Source organism: Microcystis aeruginosa NIES-4325 (assembly GCF_008974145.1).
Lineage (GTDB): Bacteria > Cyanobacteriota > Cyanobacteriia > Cyanobacteriales > Microcystaceae > Microcystis > Microcystis aeruginosa_G.
In genome coordinates this window covers 1-17322 of record NZ_BJKP01000018.1, presented here as the reverse complement: position 1 = coordinate 17322, position 17322 = coordinate 1, and the positions used below count along the sequence as shown (strand labels likewise).

14 protein-coding genes and 3 pseudogenes are annotated in these 17322 nt (G+C 42.3%); 13 read left to right on the top strand and 4 right to left on the bottom strand.

From position 1 onward, the window contains the following. The first annotated feature begins 328 nt into the window (after positions 1 to 328). Together MiAbW_RS11525 and MiAbW_RS11520 are read left to right on the top strand one after the other, a co-directional pair. A pseudogene (locus MiAbW_RS11525) lies at positions 329 to 1522 on the top strand (IS4 family transposase). A gap of 271 nt (positions 1523 to 1793) precedes the next feature. Beyond that, a pseudogene (locus tag MiAbW_RS11520) lies at positions 1794 to 2021 on the top strand (ISAzo13-like element ISMae28 family transposase); the annotation flags it as partial. Positions 2022 to 2373: 352 nt separating this feature from the next. Here MiAbW_RS11520 and gpmI read toward each other — a convergent pair. Beyond that, a complete protein-coding gene (gene gpmI / locus MiAbW_RS11515; RefSeq protein ID WP_151696236.1) occupies positions 2374 to 3972 on the bottom strand; it encodes a 2,3-bisphosphoglycerate-independent phosphoglycerate mutase in 1599 nt (532 codons plus the stop codon). A 264-nt stretch (positions 3973 to 4236) separates the two neighbouring features. On the opposite strand from gpmI, the gene MiAbW_RS11510 reads away from it, so the two are divergent. Together MiAbW_RS11510 and MiAbW_RS11505 are read left to right on the top strand one after the other, a co-directional pair. Continuing rightward, positions 4237 to 5205, top strand: coding sequence for a phosphate ABC transporter substrate-binding protein (locus tag MiAbW_RS11510; RefSeq protein WP_151696235.1), 969 nt, complete (start codon positions 4237 to 4239; stop codon positions 5203 to 5205). Between the two features lie 68 nt (positions 5206 to 5273). Further along, positions 5274 to 6080 (top strand): MlaE family lipid ABC transporter permease subunit, encoded by an 807-nt coding sequence (locus tag MiAbW_RS11505; protein WP_151696234.1) that lies wholly within the window; start codon positions 5274 to 5276, stop codon positions 6078 to 6080. Positions 6081 to 6085: 5 nt separating this feature from the next. Here MiAbW_RS11505 and MiAbW_RS11500 read toward each other — a convergent pair whose 3' ends face one another. Beyond that, complete coding sequence (locus tag MiAbW_RS11500) at positions 6086 to 6157, bottom strand: DUF4351 domain-containing protein (protein WP_151696269.1); 72 nt, start codon at positions 6155 to 6157, stop codon at positions 6086 to 6088. A 467-nt stretch (positions 6158 to 6624) separates the two neighbouring features. On the opposite strand from MiAbW_RS11500, the gene MiAbW_RS19720 reads away from it, so the two are divergent. The 3 genes from MiAbW_RS19720 (at position 6625) to MiAbW_RS11485 (ending at position 10040) form a co-directional block, all read left to right on the top strand. After that, on the top strand, positions 6625 to 6924 hold the full coding sequence (locus MiAbW_RS19720) for a transposase (RefSeq protein ID WP_181014230.1): 300 nt from the start codon (positions 6625 to 6627) through the stop codon (positions 6922 to 6924). A gap of 440 nt (positions 6925 to 7364) precedes the next feature. Next, on the top strand, positions 7365 to 7661 hold the full coding sequence (locus MiAbW_RS11490; RefSeq protein WP_238707258.1) for a transposase: 297 nt from the start codon (positions 7365 to 7367) through the stop codon (positions 7659 to 7661). Between the two features lie 327 nt (positions 7662 to 7988). Beyond that, positions 7989 to 10040: an NAD(P)H-quinone oxidoreductase subunit 5 gene (locus MiAbW_RS11485; RefSeq protein WP_151696233.1), complete on the top strand. Its 2052-nt coding sequence runs from the start codon at positions 7989 to 7991 to the stop codon at positions 10038 to 10040. 102 nt (positions 10041 to 10142) lie between these two features. On the opposite strand, the pseudogene MiAbW_RS20085 reads toward MiAbW_RS11485, so the two are convergent. Continuing rightward, positions 10143 to 10637: pseudogene (locus MiAbW_RS20085) on the bottom strand (ATPase); the annotation flags it as partial. A 70-nt stretch (positions 10638 to 10707) separates the two neighbouring features. Then, positions 10708 to 11604, bottom strand: a complete 897-nt coding sequence (locus tag MiAbW_RS11475; protein WP_151696232.1) for a DUF4351 domain-containing protein — start codon at positions 11602 to 11604, stop codon at positions 10708 to 10710. A gap of 150 nt (positions 11605 to 11754) precedes the next feature. Here MiAbW_RS11475 and MiAbW_RS11470 point away from each other — a divergent pair, with 150 nt between their 5' ends. The 6 genes from MiAbW_RS11470 (at position 11755) to MiAbW_RS11445 (ending at position 17136) form a co-directional block, all read left to right on the top strand. Further along, positions 11755 to 13461 (top strand): potassium channel family protein, encoded by a 1707-nt coding sequence (locus tag MiAbW_RS11470; protein ID WP_151696231.1) that lies wholly within the window; start codon positions 11755 to 11757, stop codon positions 13459 to 13461. Beyond that, on the top strand, positions 13458 to 13712 hold the full coding sequence (locus tag MiAbW_RS11465; protein WP_004161578.1) for a hypothetical protein: 255 nt from the start codon (positions 13458 to 13460) through the stop codon (positions 13710 to 13712). The genes MiAbW_RS11470 and MiAbW_RS11465 overlap by 4 nt, the downstream gene beginning before the upstream one ends. A 145-nt stretch (positions 13713 to 13857) precedes the next feature. After that, a complete protein-coding gene (locus tag MiAbW_RS11460; protein ID WP_238707256.1) occupies positions 13858 to 14031 on the top strand; it encodes a prevent-host-death protein in 174 nt (57 codons plus the stop codon). Between the two features lie 142 nt (positions 14032 to 14173). Then, positions 14174 to 14740, top strand: coding sequence for a nicotinate-nucleotide adenylyltransferase (locus MiAbW_RS11455; RefSeq protein WP_151696230.1), 567 nt, complete (start codon positions 14174 to 14176; stop codon positions 14738 to 14740). Then, complete coding sequence (locus MiAbW_RS11450) at positions 14737 to 15465, top strand: NUDIX hydrolase (RefSeq protein ID WP_151696229.1); 729 nt, start codon at positions 14737 to 14739, stop codon at positions 15463 to 15465. The genes MiAbW_RS11455 and MiAbW_RS11450 overlap by 4 nt, the downstream gene beginning before the upstream one ends. 12 nt (positions 15466 to 15477) lie before the next feature. Then, positions 15478 to 17136, top strand: coding sequence for an NAD+ synthase (locus MiAbW_RS11445; protein ID WP_151696228.1), 1659 nt, complete (start codon positions 15478 to 15480; stop codon positions 17134 to 17136). Positions 17137 to 17322: the final 186 nt, after the last annotated feature.

Genomic DNA, 17322 nt, shown 5'->3' with positions numbered 1-17322 from the left:
AATACCCAGCAAAAAAATAGAAAAGTGTTTTTTTTGAAAAAATAATTATTTTTGTCCAGGAAAACAAAGAGTCTCCCATTACAACCCATTTTTCCGAAAAAATAGGCAGCATAAACTTTTGTACTTCCGAGCTTTTTCCAGTATAACAAGGACAAGTTAAAGAATCAAAGACAGTTTTTAGCCAACCATCTTAGTTAACTACAAACTAGGTCGTATCATAATAGACTCAAGGAGTGACAAAGAGGTTCAAAGGTAAGCAAGATAAAGACTCTAGCCAAATAAACCCAAAAGAAATAGAGTGGTTGAGACAACCACCCAAAATTTCAAAATGTTACCATCATTCTATCAGGCCTGTTTACAAGCCAGCTTGACACAAGCACAATATCTGACTCTACAAATTCTTATACTGCTCCTACAAAGCCATAGAACAGTACAATTAGAGAGATTAGCTGCCTTATTCCCGCAACCCATTACTTTTGAAAGCAGAAGAAGAAATTTACAAAGGTTTCTCAAGTTACCGCAATTAAGTGTAAGATTGTTGTGGTTTCCGCTAATTAAACACATTATTAAGCAAGAGTTTAGACAAAAAAATAAAAATCGACATCAAAGAAGAAAACTGAAAAAGCTTAAGCATCTAGGACATCTGTTACTGGTGATTGAGCGAACAGATTGGAAAGAAAGAAATTTATTTGTGGCGAGTGTTATTTGTGGAAAAAGAGCGCTGCCTGTTTACTGGACATTGTTAGATAAACAAGGAGGTAGTAATCTAGGGGAACAAAAAAAATTTCTAAAGCCTGTTTTAAAACTCTTGACATCTTATCCAGTTGTCGTGATAGGCGACCGAGAATTTCAGAGCGTTCAACTAGGGAAGTGGCTGGACGAAAAGGGTACAGCCTTTATTCTGAGACAAAAAAAGGGAACATCTTTGCTGTGATCAGGTGAAGAAAAATATCAACCACTAAAAGCTCTGGATATTCAACCTGGGACTGAGCAGTTTTTCTCGGAAATTTATTATACATCTGCCCATAAAATTGGACTTTTTAATTTGGCAACTCGTTGGAAGAGACCCTATCGTAGTAAACAAGCCGACGCTCCCTGGTATCTTCTTACTAATCTTGACTCTTTAGAGAAGACTTTAAAGTTATATGAATCTCGTTTTGGCATTGAAGCTATGTTCAAAGATTGTAAAACGGGAGGTTATAATATCGAGAAGACTAAAGTTAGTGAACCTCGCTTTTTAGCTCTTGTTTTATTGATTGCTATCGCCTATTCTTTAAATACGATACGGGGTCAACAACTTAATACTTTACACCACCGTGTTTATATTTGTCGACTCAAAGAATCTAATCGTTCTGCTGAAAGACATAGTGATTTTTGGATAGGCACTTATGGTAATTTTTGGGTTGAGTCGATGGATACTTTCTCGGAACTTGCCTTTTCTTTGATATGCCTCAAACCCCAGAAAAACCCTTATTTCTCCAAAGGACTAAAGGCTATGAGCCTGATCAAGCAAGCTCTTTAACTGCTCTGTCACCCCTTGAGGAGTATTTTAGATCAGGGTAAGCGCATCTTAACAATCCTTGACAAAATGAACTTTATGTGAGTTGTTTACCCAGAGAGCGATTCAGGCATATTTGAGGAGAATTGGCCATCTCAATTGTTAAGCAAAAATCGACCAAATGTGAAGATTTCGTAACTATGCTGATTGACTGGTATCACCTGAAATGCCCACACAGCAAGCGGCCCACAAAATTGGCCAATTGTCAATAGCTTTTGAGATGCTCTCACCCTGTATTTTAGATGAAATCGAAACAGCTTTAAAATTCGCCCAAACTATGACTTGGAAAGGAAAACACCCGAATGTTAAGTTGATTAATGAAACTTACGAAAAAAAAGTAAAGCTTACTAAAAAAGCCAGGGAAGAAATTGAAGAAAAAATCGAACGTCTCACAGAATCAACGAATCAAGACTTTCCCAATTTGGGTCAATGGTTTATTGATATCTATTATGATACGACCTAGTTTGTAGTTAACTAAGATGGTTGGCTAAAAACTGTCTTTGATTCTTTAACTTGTCCTTGTTATACTGGAAAAAGCTCGGAAGTATAAAAGTTTATGCTGCCTATTTTTTCGGAAAAATGGGTTGTAATGGGAGACTCTTTGTTTTCCTGGACAAAAATAATTATTTTTTCAAAAAAAACACTTTTCTATTTTTTTGCTGGGTATTTTATTCTCTGGAAGTCCCTTAGTCTAAACTCCAGCTGTGAGCGATCGCTAATATCATTGGGTAACTCGGTCAGGTGTATTTGTCCATCTCGATAAACACCTTCGATGGTTTTCAGCATAAAATTCCCCTTTATTGACTTTTTACTCGTTAAAGCGAGATTCGGACGGGAGTGCGACTGGCTTTAATTTCCACTTCGGCTGGTTTAATCAGCGATCGCCCAGTCATTTCCACCGGGACGGGAATTTGTAGAATTTCAAGGATAGTGGGGGCAATATCGGCTAAACGACCATCATCCCGCAGCTGCACATCGCCACCGTGGCCGGGTATTTTTCTCTGTTCCCCTTCAATTAAAATTAAAGGAACGGGATTAGTCGTGTGGGCTGTCCAAGGATTACCCGACTCATCCACCATCGTTTCGGCGTTACCGTGGTCGGCAGTGATTAACACTGTTCCCCCCAATTTATTGATGCTACTTAACAACTTAGCCAAGCATAGATCCACCGTTTCTACTGCTTTCATGGCCGCATCTAAAATGCCCGTATGACCCACCATATCGGGGTTAGCGTAATTGACCACCACGAGACTATAGATCCCCTGTTTGATCGCCGCAGAGACCGATTCTGTCACTGCGGCCGCCGACATAGCCGGCGCTTGGTCATAGGTGGCGACTTTTGGACTGGGAATTAATTCGCGCACTTCTCCCTCAAAGGGTTTTTCTAACCCCCCATTAAAAAAGTAGGTGACGTGGGGATACTTTTCGGTTTCTGCACAACGAAACTGTTTTAATCCCTGTTGAGCGATCACCTGTCCTAAAATATTATTTAAATTCTGGGGAGCAAAGGCCACATCTACCGGTAACTTCGGATCGTATTGGGTGAAAGTGACAAAACTGAGGGGAGAAATTAAATCTCGATCGAAATCTTCAAAATCGGGCATAGTCAGGGCATAACATAACTGTCTAGCTCGATCGGGACGGAAATTATAGAATATCACCCCATCGCCCGCTTCGATCGCCCCCGGTGCAATTCTGGTGGGGGGAATAAATTCATCGGTAATATTTTGATCATAAAATGCCTGTAATACTTCCGTGATCGATCGCCCGTCGATACCTTGATCACTGGTCATCACGTTATAGGCTTTTTCCACCCGATCCCAACGGCGATCCCGATCCATGGCATAATAACGGCCACTGAGAGTCACGAGGCGACCGAGTTTGATTTTATTAATATGTTCTTGAATCCGTTTAATAGCGAGCATTCCGTCGGTGACGTTGGTATCGCGACCATCGGTGATGACATGAATGCAGACATCACTAATCCCTTGCACTTTCGCTAAGTCTAATAAGCCCAGTAAGTGATCGAGATGGGAATGGACTCCCCCCTCGGAACATAAACCAATTAGGTGTAATTTGCTTTTTTTAGGGCGAATCTCGTCGCAGAGTTTTAATAAAGCTTGATTTTGTTGAATCGAACCATCTTCGATCGCATCGGAAATCCGTACTAACTCTTGTGGTACAACTCGCCCCGCTCCGATATTTAGGTGGCCAACTTCCGAGTTGCCCATCTGTCCTTCTGGTAGTCCCACATCCTTAGCGGATGTGCGGATTAAGGTGTGGGGATAAACTTCCCAGAGACTATCCATAATCGGGGTTTTCGCCATTGCGATCGCATTATCCGACCTTTGCGGGCGATAACCCCAACCATCAAGGATAACCAGCACGACTGGGGATATAGGTGCGTGGGTCATGATATACAGTCCTAAATTAAGAGTGGATTTCCATGCACTAAGATAATATCATCGAAACTTCCATTGATCACTGGTGTGGAGGCGATCGACCCCCTAATGTCAGCAAATGATGGGGTAGTGGGGTAGTGGGGTGTTAGGTGTTGGGTGTTGGGGTAGTGGGGGGGTGGGGAATTTAGCTGAAATCTCCCCATCTCCCCAAATCCTCATATCCGCAAATCCCCATCTCCCTAAATCCCCTAACTGATCACCGCTCACTGAATAATTATGTCTCAAAAAAAAGAAACAACTGCTTTAATAATCGCTCTTTTAGCCACTGCGGGCATTTTAGGTGGGGGTTACTTCTGGCTGCAAAGTCAATGTACTGCGGGTAAAGAATTTTTTCTCTGTGGCAGCAGTAAAAGTCCGCAAAAATCCCCAACATCGGGAAGCACCTCCTCTCCCCTACCCCCTCCCCCCTCCCCCCAGGAAGTGGTTAGTTTTGCCCCACCGACTTTTATCCCCAGTGGCACGACAATTCGCATTAACGGCTCTACCAGTATGGTACAGATTAATCAAGCCTTAAAAGCCGCTTTAACTGCCAAATTTGAGGGGGTAGAGGTATTGACAAATGCGCAAGGATCTGATAAGGGATTAGAGGAATTGGCCCGGGGGGCGATCGATATTGCGGCGGTGTCACGACCTTTAACCGAGTCGGAACGCTCTCAGGGATTTGCTTCTAGTCCAATTGTCCGAGATGCGATCGCTATTATGGTGGGGGTAAAAAATCCCTTTGCGGGGGGGTTAACCACTGCCCAAGTTAAAGATATTTTTACCGGAAAAATCACCTCTTGGTCGAAGGTCGGGGGTTCTGCTGCTACTATTCAAGTGATTAATCGTCCGCCTATTAGTGGCACTTATCAAAGTTTTCGTCAGGAAGTGCTGCAAGGGGGGCAATTTGGTACAGGAACTAATTTTAAAATGATGGAGAGGGATGCCACCACCCCAATTTTGCGAGTTTTGGGACTGAATGGCATTAGTTACGCAACCTATAGCCAAATCGTCAACCAAAAAACCGTCAGAGCGCTCGCTATTGAGGGAATTTTACCCAGTGAACCTAATTATGCCTGGCAGCGTACCCTTTACTACGTTTACAAAGAACCTGCTAGTGAAGCGGTCAAAGCTTTTATGGGTTTTGTGGCCTCTAGTGGTGGTCAAGAAGCAATTTTTCGGGCCAATGAAGACCTACAAAAGTAGTCGAGGAAAACTAACTCAGAAGACAAAACAGGATAGACTTTTCTCTAGTCTGATCGATTTTGGTGGCCATGAAGGATTTATTGGCAATTTTTAGCAAGGAATTAAGCTCTTGGTTTCGGCGCTGTTGGTTAGCGGTACTATTAACTGGCAGGGTTTTTTACTTCCTATTCACGCGCCAACCCGATTGGCGCGTCACCCAAGAACAAATGATGGCAGCTGGGCCTGCTTCGCTGATTATCGCTATGATCACGGCCGCGGTGATCGGGATGATCTTTACGATCCAAGTGGCGCGGGAGTTCCAAGCTTTGGGCGCCGGCAGTATGGTGGGGGGAATTTTGGCTCTTGCTCTCGGTCGGGAACTCTGTCCGATTATGATGGCGATCGTGGTAGCCGGTCGGGTAGGATCGGCTTTTGCGGCGGAAATCGGCACCATGAAGGTGACAGAGCAGATCGACGCACTCTATATGCTCAAAACCGATCCTGTAGAATATCTGGTGCTGCCCCGTTTAATTGCCTGTTGTCTGATGGTTCCGGCTTTGAGTATTATGGCGTTGCTGATCGGTTTAGGTAGCGGTTTGCTAGTGGGTCAAAGTTTATACGGGATTGCTAATTCAGTTTTTCTCGACTCGGTTCGCGGTTTCCTGCGCGTGGAAGACGTGCTGAGTGGACCAGTTAAAGGGTTGGTTTTTGGGGCTTTAATTGCTATTATCGGCTGTAATTGGGGTTTAACGACCGATGGCGGTGCTAAAGGAGTCGGTCAAGCTACGACCGCAGCCGTAGTCACTATGCTCTTAGCGATTTTTGTATCTAATCTGCTGATGACTTGGATCTTGTTCCAAGGATCTGGCAACAGTTCGGTTTTATTTGGACAGTAATTTAGTTAAAAACGCCCATTTTCTAGCCATTGTTCTAAATCATCTACTGACTGAAAATCTAATAAAGCTTCTCCTATCTTGAATGATGTCTTTGTTTAATACTAATCCGGCGAGAATTGCGGCTCTCCTCGACTTTGTGTGATAATCAGTGCTTATCATTCCTAGTAGTCTTACCAGACAAGGCTTTAAAAACTATATTTCTAGAAAATTATCGGATGCATCTCCTATTTGTGACTTTCCCTCACCTATAGGTGAGCAGCAGAAGTTATTCAAAGAGGGGGAATGCAATTCGCCCGTACAATAATATTATTGCGCCAATGGTAGAGGCGCACCGCGTGCGCCCAAAACGTCCTATAGAACCCATTTGGTATCTTTTATAATGTAGATGCTAGGCTGAAAAGGTGAAGCGAAAACCTTGTCCACTATAGGTTTCAGGGAAGAGAGTCTGTAGCCTGTTTAACGGCAATACTTTGGTCTGAACCCCGTCAGTGAATGCGCCACCGTCTAGTCGTCCCCGAAAATCGATACTTTGGAGTAAGCTAAAATGTACTCAAGTAGTATGGCGAATGAAGAGTGGTCTATCGTAGAACCGCTATTGCCAAAGAAGAAATTGACTTGCCCCCCGAAATGGACAAAACGACAGATTTTAGATGGGATTTTCTATCAACTCAAAAATGGCTGTAATTGGCGGGACATCCCGAAAGATTTCCCTCCCTACTCCACCGTGTTCTGGCATTATAAACAGTGGAGAAGTCAGGGAATCATCCAAAAAATAATGGAAGAATTACATCGCCGATTACGACAACAAGAAAAAAAACTGGTGGACGACTCTAATTATGATTGATTCTCAAGCCGTCAAAAATACCTGTAATGCGAGTGTTGAGACGAAAGGATTTTGTTTCTACAAGTGCACCAATGGAATTAAACGTCATCTAGGGACGGATAGTCTTGGTTTTCCCTTTTTCGCTCATTGTACTCCCGCCAACCTATCGGATGACCAAGGATTAATTGAGTTGTTAACTCGAGGTATTGACTATTTCAAGTTAAAACCGTCGGAACTGCCTAAGACGACTATTCTTGTAGATAATAGACATCTCCAAAAATTATAACCTAGTCACAGCTTGCATTTGTCTATTGTACTAGCCAAGTAGTTCAATGGCTGAAATGTATATCTATCCTTGCTAATTCAATTTTACTGAAAAAATATGATGCAATTAAAATCATTTTTATTCGGGTATATTCCTTAACTAGAGAGACTTTTGGTCTTGAGATAATATTAGGTCGATGTCTAATGGTTATCATCCTGACAAAATAGAGAAAGAGTTGGTTAAGGTCTATCAAGAGATAATGACTAAAATTCAGTTTGAACTGTCTCCAAAACCGTCAAAAACTGAAAAAGCGGAGAAGGGTTTATCAGGATTGGTACCTGTAAAAACTCGATGGGTGATTGAAAGAAGTAATTCTTGGATGGAACGCTACAAATCTTTAGTCAAAAATTTTGAGCGCACTTTAGAACACTCCACTACCAAAATTCATCTCTGTTTTCTTCGACTTCTACTACGACGATTAGCTGTATCCTAAGATGCCAAATGGATTCTATAAAGAATGATTTCCCTTTTGGACTAATTTTGATCGGTATAGTTAAAATGTACTAAATAAATTGTCGTATTAGCTAGGAGAAACCCCTATTTGGTCTTTCTCTTGCTTTCGTGGTTATTCGATAATTTTCCCGCTTCTCCCTAAAAACTACCGTCTCGCTCGCTAAACTGCTAAATTAATAAGCTCCTTTGACCTTTTGCCGCCTTATTGAGCAGAACTAGGTATAAACACTTTCTTAAGAATTAACCTATGTCACAATAGATGAAGATAAACCAAATAGTATGAAGTTGTAAAGTAGGTATTTACTGAATGGAACCGCTTTATCAGTACGCGTGGCTAGTTCCCGTCCTACCCTTGGTAGGCGCTACCCTAGTGGGCGCGGGCTTAATTTCCTTTAATGAAGCCACCAATCGTCTGCGACAGGTGAATGCTGTATTGATCATTTCTACCCTCGGCGCATCGATGGTGCTGTCTTTTGCGCTGCTGTGGAGTCAAATCAATGGACACACCCCCTATACCCAAATGATCGATTGGGCATCGGCGGGTAACTTTCACCTGAAAATGGGTTATACGATCGATCATCTCAGTGCTTTAATGTCGGTTATCGTCACCACCGTGGCCTTTTTGGTGATGATTTATACCGATGGTTACATGGCCCACGATCCAGGTTATGTGCGTTTTTACGCCTATCTGAGCATTTTTAGCAGTTCTATGCTGGGTTTGGTCATCAGTCCCAACCTCGTCCAGATCTACGTTTTCTGGGAATTGGTGGGGATGTGTTCCTATCTGCTAGTAGGTTTCTGGTTCACTCGTCCGGCGGCCGCCGAGGCCTGTCAAAAAGCCTTCGTTACCAACCGCGTCGGCGATTTTGGCTTATTACTGGGAATGCTGGGTCTTTTCTGGGCCACCGGCAGCTTCGAGTTTGATATCATGGGTGAACGTCTAGAGGAATTAGTCTCTTCTGGAGCTATTGCCGGCAGTTTAGCGGCATTATTCGCCGTTTTAGTCTTCCTTGGACCCGTGGCCAAATCAGCCCAATTTCCCCTTCATGTCTGGCTACCGGATGCCATGGAAGGTCCGACCCCGATTTCGGCCTTGATTCACGCCGCCACCATGGTGGCCGCTGGAGTTTTCCTGATTGCCCGGATGTATCCCGTTTTTGAGCCAATTCCCACGGCGATGACGGTAATTGCTTGGACGGGGGCCTTTACTGCCTTTCTAGGGGCAAGTATCGCTCTCACCCAGAACGATATCAAAAAGGGTTTAGCCTACTCCACTATCTCCCAATTGGGTTATATGGTCATGGCTATGGGTATCGGTGCTTATAGTGCGGGGTTATTCCACCTGATGACCCACGCTTATTTTAAAGCGATGTTGTTCCTCGGTTCTGGTTCGGTCATCCACGGTATGGAGGATGTGGTCGGTCATGAGCCAGTTTTAGCGCAAGATATGCGGATGATGGGCGGTTTACGCAAGTATATGCCCATTACTGCCCTAACTTTCCTCGTGGGAACTCTGGCCATCTGTGGGATTCCTCCCTTCGCCGGTTTCTGGTCGAAGGATGAAATTCTCGGTTTAGCTTTTGAGGCTAACCCCGCTTTGTGGGTAATTGGTTGGGGTACTGCGGGTTTAACGGCTTTTTATATGTTCCGGATGTACTTTAACACCTTTGAAGGGGAGTTTAGAGGCACTAATAAGGAGATTAAACGCCGACTGTTAGCCAATGCGGGTGCGATTCCGGCTTTTGGACCAGGGGCAATGAATGTTAAGCAATTAGACTCGGAAGCGCAGGAAGAAGACAACCACGGCCATCATGCCCATGAACCCCACGAATCGCCAATTACTATGACTTTACCTCTCATGATTTTGGCGGTTCCCTCTTTGTTAATCGGTTTGGTAGGTAAACCTTGGCAGAATTTCTTCGAGGGTTTTATTCATGTTCCTAACGAAGTAGTGGAAGAAGTTCATGCTTTTGATTGGACAGAGTTTCTGATTATGGCGGGTAATTCGGTGGGGATTGCTTTAATCGGGATTACTGTCGCTTCTTTGATGTATCTCCAGAAGAAAATTGACCCCGCAACTATTGCCGAAAAATTCCCCGCTTTGTATCGTTTTTCCCTGAACAAGTGGTACATTGATAATCTCTATGATCGAGTTTTTGTCCAGGGTTGTCGTCGTCTCGCACGGCAAATTATGGAAGTAGATTATCGCGTTATCGATGGGGCTGTGAATTTAACCGGTTTAGCTACTCTTGTCAGTGGTGAAGGTCTCAAATACCTCGAAAATGGTCGCGCCCAATTCTACGCTTTAATTGTCTTTGCCGCAGTTTTGGGTTTAGTAATTGTCTATAGTCTGGTGTAGATTTTAATACGTTGACTAAAGATTTTTGGGGGCGCAAAGCCCCTTTTTTTAGCTTTAAGTCCCCCTTTTTAAGGGGAATTTAGGGGTAGCAAACTCTTATAGTCATATTTTGGGAAAGCGATAGCTTTTGATATACTCTTTAAAAATAGATGATAATTGAAATCGGTTTTGCTCCCTTTGAATTAAATAACGTTGTTGCAAGGATTGTAAACCATTGATTAAATCACCAGCAGATAAATCTAGGTTATTTTTTAACTCCTCTCTAGATAAAGGTTGAGCAACTTTACTTAATTCTAAGGCGATTTGTTGAGCAAGGGGAGAACAGCGACCAAAAATCTGTTTTAAATGAGACTGCATTTTTTTAGTAATACCTAAGCTATTTTCTGCCAAGAAATCATTAAAATTGCTATCAAAAACATCTTCAATCAAAACAGTAATATCGATTAAATAAAAAGGATTACCTTCGTATAATTGAATTAATTATAACTATCTTTTCTCATCTTGTAAACCTTTATTTACCAGAAGATTAATTGCTTAAAATCCTGATAATTCTAAACATTGAATAGGAGAATTTTCCTGATTAAGATGGTGGAATTCCAGTAATTACAATTTCCTGAGAGATCAAGAAAACAATCAGATGAGTTTAAAATTGCCTTTCCCGAAGATTTTAGGCTTGATTAAGCCAATTGATTAAGTCAGCTTGACTCTCAAGGTCTAGTAATGCTTCTCCTAAGTCTTCTAATTGTTCAACGGCTAGTTTTTCGATAGTTTTGGTAATATTCGGTGGCAGTTGACCAAAACGTCGGTTAAGCAAGCGTAGCACTAGCTTGGATGCTTCTTTTTGAATTCCGATAGCTTCTCCTTGTTGAATCGCTTTTTCTCTATCTTGTTCGTATAAAGGGGCTAAACGCATAATAAATTTCCTCTCCTCCTGGGTTCTTTTTGGTAAGGCTTGCAAGTTCCTACTCAAATTGTATAATAATTTCAAGGAAGCTGATTTGAAGGGATGATTAGGAGGCAAGGGCTCTAATTCATCAATCGCTCTGGTTCTGGTTCCTCCTCTACCTAATAATCTTAACCAAAGGGTTTCAGGGGTTTCAGGTAATTGATGTAGGACAATAAGGGCTGTGGTTAATGCTGGAGGTAAAAAATAAATTCCTTCTCCCCAATCTGGATTATTGAGAGCGGAAAAAGCAGTTATAATTCTTTGACTGGCAGTAGGAGTTAGTATCCATAGTCTAGGAATATTTTCTGGTAATAAGGGTTGTTGATGACGGTGAGCTTCTCTTTGTAATTGTTCCCGCACAGTCAACAGTTTAGATAAACAGGCAATAATGCCATCAATCGTGACTGGATTGCGATAGGGTTCCAATAAACAAGGGGTTTGAGCTAATCGGCCCAATAAACCTAATTCGGGCGGCATTTCTGGGGAATTCGGTCGAAAATACACATCAATTTCTTGAGTTTCTGCCGTCACATCAAGGCTAGTTTTCACGTCACTGGAAGAAGGGAGAAAGGTTTCGAGGTAATCTTTACTAAATTTATCCCAAAGAAAGCGAGTCAAGACTTAAGTGATTACATCAGCGATGATGGTTACTTTATCATCTTCAAAGCCTGATCAGGAAAATTGGCAGCATTGCAGCTTTAGCTACAGATTTTTCCGAGTTTTTGCGCTAAAACTGAAACGTTAATCAGCAAAAAACGCGCTCGACGAATGAAACCGCAAATCATCGTCTGTGGATTAGGTCGCACGGGTTATAAAATCTTTTGTTTACTCAAACAACAATCTGCGGCAGTAGTGGCGATTAGCGATCGCCAAATGGTCTGTGAATATCAGTCTGATATTATTATCGGCGATCCCTGCTCTCCTAAAACTCTCCTGCAAGCTGGTCTCCCAGATGCAGAAACCCTAGTTTTGGCCACCGATAACGACGCACTCAATCTGGAAATTCTCACGCGCGCAAGGATAATTAACCCGAAAATTCGGATAGTTAACCGACTATTTAACGAAACTTTAGGAGAAAGACTCGATCAAACCCTACCTGCTCACGTTAGCATGAGTGTTGCTTCCCTAGCAGCCCCGATCTTTTCCTTTGCTGCCCTTGGCAATAAAGCTATCGGTCAATTACAGCTATTCGATCGCCTTTGGCCAATTCAAGAGATAATTATCGAGGAAACTCATCCTTGGTGGGGATTACCCCTCTACGAACTTTGGGACGATCCGGCCCGGATGTTAATCTATTATCTCCCAGCCCACGACGAAATCGATCTAGTTTCAGCAGTTCTTTTAGGTAAAAAACTCCAAACTGGCGATCATCTAATTATCGGCAATAAACCGACAATTAAGGCAAAACAGCGTTTTAAACTGCAAAAGTGGCTGAGAAATCTGCTCAATCTCCGTCCCTATCAGCACTATGTCCAACCAGTAATTCTTGTCACCCTTTCTCTCCTGGGGATGATTTCCCTTGCTACCATTACCTATCTCAGCGTTAATCAAAAAATTTCCCTCGTCGATTCCCTCTATTTCTCCGTCGGGATGATTACCGGTGCCGGAGGTAACGAAAAAGTGGCCGAATCTACCCCCGATAGTATCAAAATTTTTACCGTGGTCATGATGATTGTCGGTGCGGGGGTTATCGGTATCTGTTATGCTCTCCTCAACGATTTTATCCTCGGTAGTCGCTTTAAACAGTTTTGGGATGCTACCCGCATTCCCGTCCGCAATCATCACATTATCTGTGGTTTAGGAGGTATCGGCACCCGGATCGTGCGACAATTGCACGAGCAAGGCTGTGAAGTGGTGGTGATCGAATCAGACCCCAATAACCGATTTTTGCATTCCGTGCGCTCCTGGGGAATCCCCGTCATCATCGAGGATGCGCGTCTAGTGGCTACCCTAGAAACGGCTAATATTAACAACGCCGAATCTTTGATTGTGGTTACTTACGAGGATATGATTAACGTGGAGATTGCCCTCACTGCTAAAGCGATCGCTCCTAAAATTAATCTAGTTTTACGCTGCTCTCAGGAACAATTCGGGCGATCGATTCAAGAGGTTTTTGATTTTGATACGGTATTATGTCCCCGGGATCTAGCTACCTATTCCTTCGCTGCGGCCGCTTTGGGCGGTAGAATTCTCGGTAATGGCATGACCGATGATCTCCTCTGGGTTGCTTTGGCTACATTAATCACACCTAATCATCCTTTTATGGGGCAAATTATCAAGGAAGCGGCGATGAATGCCGATTTTGTGCCACTTTACCTAGAAAAACAAGGTCAAACTATCCACGGTTGGCAATTACTGGAAATTACTCTCGATCAAGGCGATATTCTTTATCTAACTATGCCAGCTATGCGTTTACAACAGGTTTGGCAAAATACTTCCCTAACTATTCCCCAATCTTTCCCCGATTTAAAATGATTTCTGGTCTTAATTATCTGAGCAAAGCTAGTTATCGCTGTATCTTGAGTTTAGGCAGTGCTGGCAGTATTTTAAGTCTAGCTAGTGCCGGCAGCATTTTAAGTCTGGTTAGTATCGGCAGTATGCTCAGTATTGGCAGTGTCGGCAGTATTCTTAGTATTGGCAGTGTCGGCAGTATTCTCAGTATCGGCAGTGTCGGCAGTATCTTTGGCATTTTTCAATATCATTCTCTGCCTAACCATCCTGGATAGGTCTAATGAACTACTCCTCATCGCTTCTTTGTCGATGGCGGTTTTATAAGTTTAAACTGTGGGGCGATAGCTTTTTATGAAAACAAAATAGAAAGAGCGATCGCTTTGTGATCATCAGTTAATAAAAGAATAAAGTTCAGGAAAAATGAGCCAAGCCAGTATTCAATATTTATCGGATGAAAATGGCGAAACAATCGCTGCTGTTGTGCCTATTGATCTATGGCGAGAGATTGAGTCTGAACGAGAAACGGCTTATTTGTTAAGTAGTGAAGTGATGAAGGAAAGGCTGTTAACGGCGAAAAGTCGTCAGGGGGAATGAAGTTAGAGGAAGTCTGTGAAAAGCTGGGAATTTGATCGGTTTGCCCTATTTTGGTAAAATCAACTATAATGGGGAGAAGTTAATCTTTGCCAAGCTTGAGCAGACTTAAACTAATCCCTGAGTGAGCAAGCAATTGAATCCTATGCTTAAAATTGCCCTTTTTGGAACCAGTGCCGATCCTCCCACTGCTGGTCATCAAGCCATACTAAAATGGTTATCGGAACAGTACGATATCGTTGCGGTTTGGGCTGCCGATAATCCCTTTAAAAATCATCAAACCAGTCTCGAACATCGTCTGATGATGTTAAATTTGCTCATCCGGGATATTCAACCCCCAAGAGATAATATACAACTGCGACGAGAATTAAGCGATCGACGTAGCTTAATTAGTGTGGAAAAAGCGCAAGCAATTTGGGGAGAACAGGAAGAATATACCCTAGTCATCGGTTCCGATTTAGCCAGACAAATTAGGCACTGGTATCGCAGCCAAGAATTACTAGAAAAAGTCAAAATTCTCGTGATTCCTCGTCCCGGCTATCCTATTAATCAAGATGATATTGAACAACTGCAAACATTAGGGGGTGATTGTCTGATTGCCGATGTATTTGCTCCGGCTGTATCCTCAACAGATTATCGAGAAAAAGGCGATAAACAGGCTGTTCCTGCACCGATTAAAGATTATATCGAAGGTCAAAAACTTTACGCATGAAACCGCCAAAGACCCTAGCTAATAAATCTCTAGCTGATTTTAAAGTCGGAGTTGATAACGTGATCTTTTCTGTTGATACCCAATTAAATCGGCTGCTAGTGCTTCTGATTAAACGACAGGAAGAACCCTTTAGTAATTACTGGAGTTTACCCGGGACTTTAGTGAGAAATGGGGAATCACTGGAAACGGCAGCCTATCGAATTTTAGCCGAGAAAATTAGCGTCAATAATCTCTATCTGGAACAGTTATATACTTTTGGCAGTCCAGAGGAAGATTCCCCAGCAGCGGCCGAGAGTTTTGGGAAACGTTATCTATCGGTGAGTTACTTCGCTTTAGTGCGGTTTGAAGAAGCAAAATTAATCACTGAACGGGATTATAATATCACTTGGTATATGATTCATAAAGTGCCAGATTTAGCCTTTAATCACGGTCAAATTTTAGAATATGGCTGGCGAAGATTACGCAATAAAGTAGAATATAGTCCCGTCGCTTTTGAGGTTTTACCAGAATTATTTACTTTAAATGATCTTTATCAATTTTATGAGACAATTTTAGGTAAAAATTTTAGTGATTATTCTAACTTCAGAAATCGGCTATTGAAATTAGGATTTCTCAAGGATATGGGTTTAAAAGTCTCTCGTGGTGCTGGTCGTCCTGCTAGTTTATATCGCTTTGATGAAAAAGCTTTTGCTCCCTTTAAAGATCAACCGTTAGTTTTTGTTTAAATAGGAAAAAATATGAGAATTGCTATCGCTCAATTAAATCCCATTGTTGGAGATATCGAAGGAAATGCCCAAAGAATTTTAGAGGCCGCTCAAACGGCATTTAATCAGGGAGCAGAATTACTTTTAACCCCAGAATTATCCCTCTGTGGTTATCCTCCCAGAGACTTATTATTAAATCTGGGTTTTGTCGAGAAAATGTCTCGACAATTGCAATTATTGTCCCAACAATTACCAGAAAAATTAGCCGTATTAGTCGGTTTTGTCGAAAAAAATCCCTCGGCAACGGTCAGAGGAGAAAAGCCGTTATTTAATAGCATAGCTTTGTTACAAAATCAAGAGATTAAACAAATTTTTACTAAACGTTTATTGCCTACCTACGATGTTTTTGATGAGGATCGTTACTTTGCTTCTGGGAAAGAAAGTCAATATTTTCAACTAACAGAAAATAATATAAAAATCGGTGTAACTATCTGTGAAGATGTTTGGAACGATGAACAATTTTGGGGTCAGCGTCAATACACAGTTAATCCCATCGCTGATTTAGCTAATTTGGGAGTGGATTTAATCGTTAATCTTTCCGCTTCTCCCTACAGTGTCGGTAAGCAAAAATTGCGAGAATCTTTATTATCCCATAGTGCCACTAGATATAATTTACCTATAGTTTATGTCAATCAAGTGGGAGGTAATGATGATTTAATTTTTGATGGTGACAGCGTGGCTTTTAACAGACAAGGAGAAGTGATTTATCGCGCTCAGGCATTTACTTCTAGCCTAGAATTGATCGAGTTTAATCAGGATTTGTTACCCGCAGTTATTCATCCTTTACCCGTCGATGAAGATGAGGAAATTTATCGAGCTTTAGTCTTAGGAGTGCGAGATTATGTGCAGAAATGCGGTTTTAAACGGGTAATTTTCGGCTTGAGTGGTGGGATTGATTCCAGTTTAGTTGCCGCTATTGCCAGCGACGCATTGGGTAAAGAAAATGTTCTCGCTGTGATGATGCCTTCTCCCTATAGTTCCGACCATTCCATTAGCGATGCAGTGGCTTTAGTTAATAATTTAGGTATCAAAAGTGAGAAGTTAGCAATTAAAGAAATTATGAGCGCTTATGATCAACTTTTAGAGCCGCTTTTCGCTGGGACTGATTTCGGTATTGCTGAAGAAAATCTTCAGTCACGCATTCGCGGTAATTTATTAATGGCTCTCTCCAATAAATTCGGTCATTTACTATTATCCACTGGCAATAAATCAGAAATGGCCGTGGGATATTGCACCCTTTACGGTGATATGAATGGTGGTTTAGCAGTGATTGCTGATGTGCCGAAAACCCGCGTTTATTCCCTCTGTCGCTGGTTAAATCGGCACGGGGAAATTATTCCCCTTAATGTGATTAATAAAGCTCCTAGTGCTGAATTAAAACCCCATCAGAAGGATCAAGATTCTTTACCTCCCTACGAGATTTTAGATGCTATTTTAGCACTATTAATCGATCGCCATCAATCCGCCGAACAAATTATCGCCGCTGGTTTTGAGTCTGAAATTGTGCAGAAAGTAATTAAATTGGTTAAAAATGCCGAATTTAAGCGCAAACAAGCCCCCCCGGTCTTAAAAATTAGCGATCGCGCTTTTGGTACTGGTTGGCGAATGCCCATCGCTAGTCGCTGGGGTTAGAGGGATTTTTCAGTTATCAGTTATCAGTTATCAGTTATCAGTTGGGTTTCGTACTTCAACCCAACCTTGTATATTGAGAGAAGTGGCAGACCGTCCCAACCTTGGTCAGAAAAGACCGCTTCGTAGCAAGGGTCACCACCATAATCTCCCTGACAAAACTCGAACAGTCGCCGGGGTCGTGGCGAA